The sequence below is a fragment of the Pseudomonas sp. P5_B2 genome, from assembly GCF_056400445.1.
Map to the genome: position 1 here is coordinate 1 of NZ_JBFULH010000754.1, position 1,776 is coordinate 1,776.

Consider the following 1,776-nt stretch of genomic DNA (forward strand, 5'->3'; position numbering starts at 1 on the left):
CCGACACGGTGGGGGCTGGCGATACATTCCAGGCGGCGTTGATTACGTGGTTGACCGAGCAGCAACTGGATTCTGTGGAAGGTGTGCAATCGCTGAGCCGCGATCACATCGACGGCATGTTGAAGTTTGCGGTGCAGGCGGCGGCGCTGACGTGCAGCAAGACCGGGCCGGATTTGCCGTATCGGCATCAGTTGGATCTTCGCTGACACTAAGGCCCCAATCGCGAGCAGAGTGAGCGCCCATCCACAATCTTAAATCCAGCGCTTTCGAGCGCTGGATTTTTCTATAAGGATCAGACGTCAGACCGGCGCCTTCCACCCCATCATCCGCTGCTGAGCAACCGCCAACAGGTCATACCCATCCTGCGCCAGCAGATAGAGCGCGTGAGTAATGTGCGGAATATCCTGAACATCACCGTGTTTGAAGCATTGGCAATGAAGGGTTTCAAGTAGTTGGCTGGAGGCTCGTACTCGCTGTAGCGCGGCTTCGAGGATGTCTTGGGGATTGGCTTCGGTGTCGATCACCAATGGACTTGAATCGGTAACGCCGCTGTTGAGCGAACGATAGCGCTCGGGAAACGGTTTAAACGTTGGCATAGTAATTACTCGATGGTTAATTAGTAACGCCAGCATCGTGACCAAACGATGGGAGGCGGCTGTGTACAGGCTTGGTCAACCGACACCATCAAATCGGCTCGCCCGAAGGCGTCCAGCACACAGCCACCATTGCAACGCACTACGAGGACTTGGATGTCCGCAGGGCGAATGATGGCACACATATGTGAGATGGCATCAGGTGACCAAACCCGACCGCTGATTTTGCAGCGAGCCCCAACAGTAATCTCCCTACCCAACAGGCGAAAGTCGACAAGTCACCTGATCCTGTAGGATCAAGCCGAACACCTCGTAGACGCTTTCCTGCGAAACATCCGACAGACGTTACTCCAATCACGACAGGCGGCGTTTAGCCGGAATAATCATGGCTTAATGCCGTGGTCTAACACTTCACTGGACCGCACGCCCTCAGACGCTTCTGACGCCCAGTGCGGCAAGGTTTGACGTTTATCGTCGAGCTGATTTTCCGCCTGCACTGGAGATCGTCACATGAACACTCGCATGCTGCTTCTTGCCTCCACCCTCGCCTGCACCACGTTTACCGGACTTGCCCAGGCCTACGACACGTCCACGTCCACATCGACTACTTCCAATGCCACGCTTTACCACTACGGCATGACGCTGAGCGTGGGCAAAGTCGTGTCCCTGACAGAACCGATAACCGATGAATGCAAGGTGGTTATCGCCGACATGAAGTACATCGACAAATCCGGCCAGCCTCAAGAACTCAGCTACAGGAAGCTGTCGGATGCGTGCAATTTTTATTACAACTGACTGAAACGTCTGATTCGAAACCGGGCGGTTTTACTGTGAGGGTTCTGGCGTTATGCTTGAGCGCCTCCCTCACTGCCGCAAGGATTCGCTATGCAGTTGTCGTTTCGTACGATGTCGATATTCACCGCCGCCCTCTGTTTAGTACTGGCACTGGTCTGGGGCTTTATGCCTGACTGGTTGCTGGCGATTTGGGGTATCGAGTTTTCCTCGACGGCAGGCTTTGTTGCGCGGCGCAGCGCTGTGATTTTCGCGGCGTTGGGGTTGATCTTCTTTTGGGTTCGAAACGAACCGCCGTCCGTGACGCGCAATGCGCTCAGCAGCGGTTTTATGGTCGGGTGCTTTGGTCTGGCAGCACTGGGTTTCAGCGAATGGCTCAACGGCCATACCG

4 protein-coding genes are annotated in these 1,776 nt (G+C 55.2%); 3 read left to right on the forward strand and 1 reads right to left on the reverse strand.

Features of this window, described 5'->3' with window-relative positions; all coding sequences use genetic code 11:
- On the forward strand, positions 1-206 hold a 206-nt coding region (locus tag AC1DRJ_RS26365; RefSeq protein WP_477804734.1), incomplete at its 5' end, for a PfkB family carbohydrate kinase.
- Positions 207-299: 93 nt separating this feature from the next.
- Here the strand turns inward: AC1DRJ_RS26365 and AC1DRJ_RS26370 are convergent.
- Positions 300-596: a hypothetical protein gene (locus tag AC1DRJ_RS26370; RefSeq protein ID WP_452626395.1), complete on the reverse strand. Its 297-nt coding sequence runs from the start codon at positions 594-596 to the stop codon at positions 300-302.
- 507 nt (positions 597-1,103) lie between these two features.
- Between AC1DRJ_RS26370 and AC1DRJ_RS26375 the strand changes: the two genes are divergently transcribed.
- Positions 1,104-1,388 (forward strand): DUF2790 domain-containing protein, encoded by a 285-nt coding sequence (locus tag AC1DRJ_RS26375; protein ID WP_477804735.1) that lies wholly within the window; start codon positions 1,104-1,106, stop codon positions 1,386-1,388.
- 90 nt (positions 1,389-1,478) lie between these two features.
- Positions 1,479-1,776, forward strand: a 298-nt coding sequence (locus tag AC1DRJ_RS26380) for a hypothetical protein (protein ID WP_477804736.1), incomplete at its 3' end; no start/stop codon positions are given.

What these genes read in the sequence shown, in the direction of transcription:
- AC1DRJ_RS26370 (WP_452626395.1), bottom strand. Translation starts at nt 596, where the DNA reads ATGCCAACGTTTAAACCGTTTCCCGAGCGCTATCGTTCGCTCAACAGC.
- AC1DRJ_RS26375 (WP_477804735.1), top strand. Translation starts at nt 1,104, where the DNA reads ATGAACACTCGCATGCTGCTTCTTGCCTCCACCCTCGCCTGCACCACG.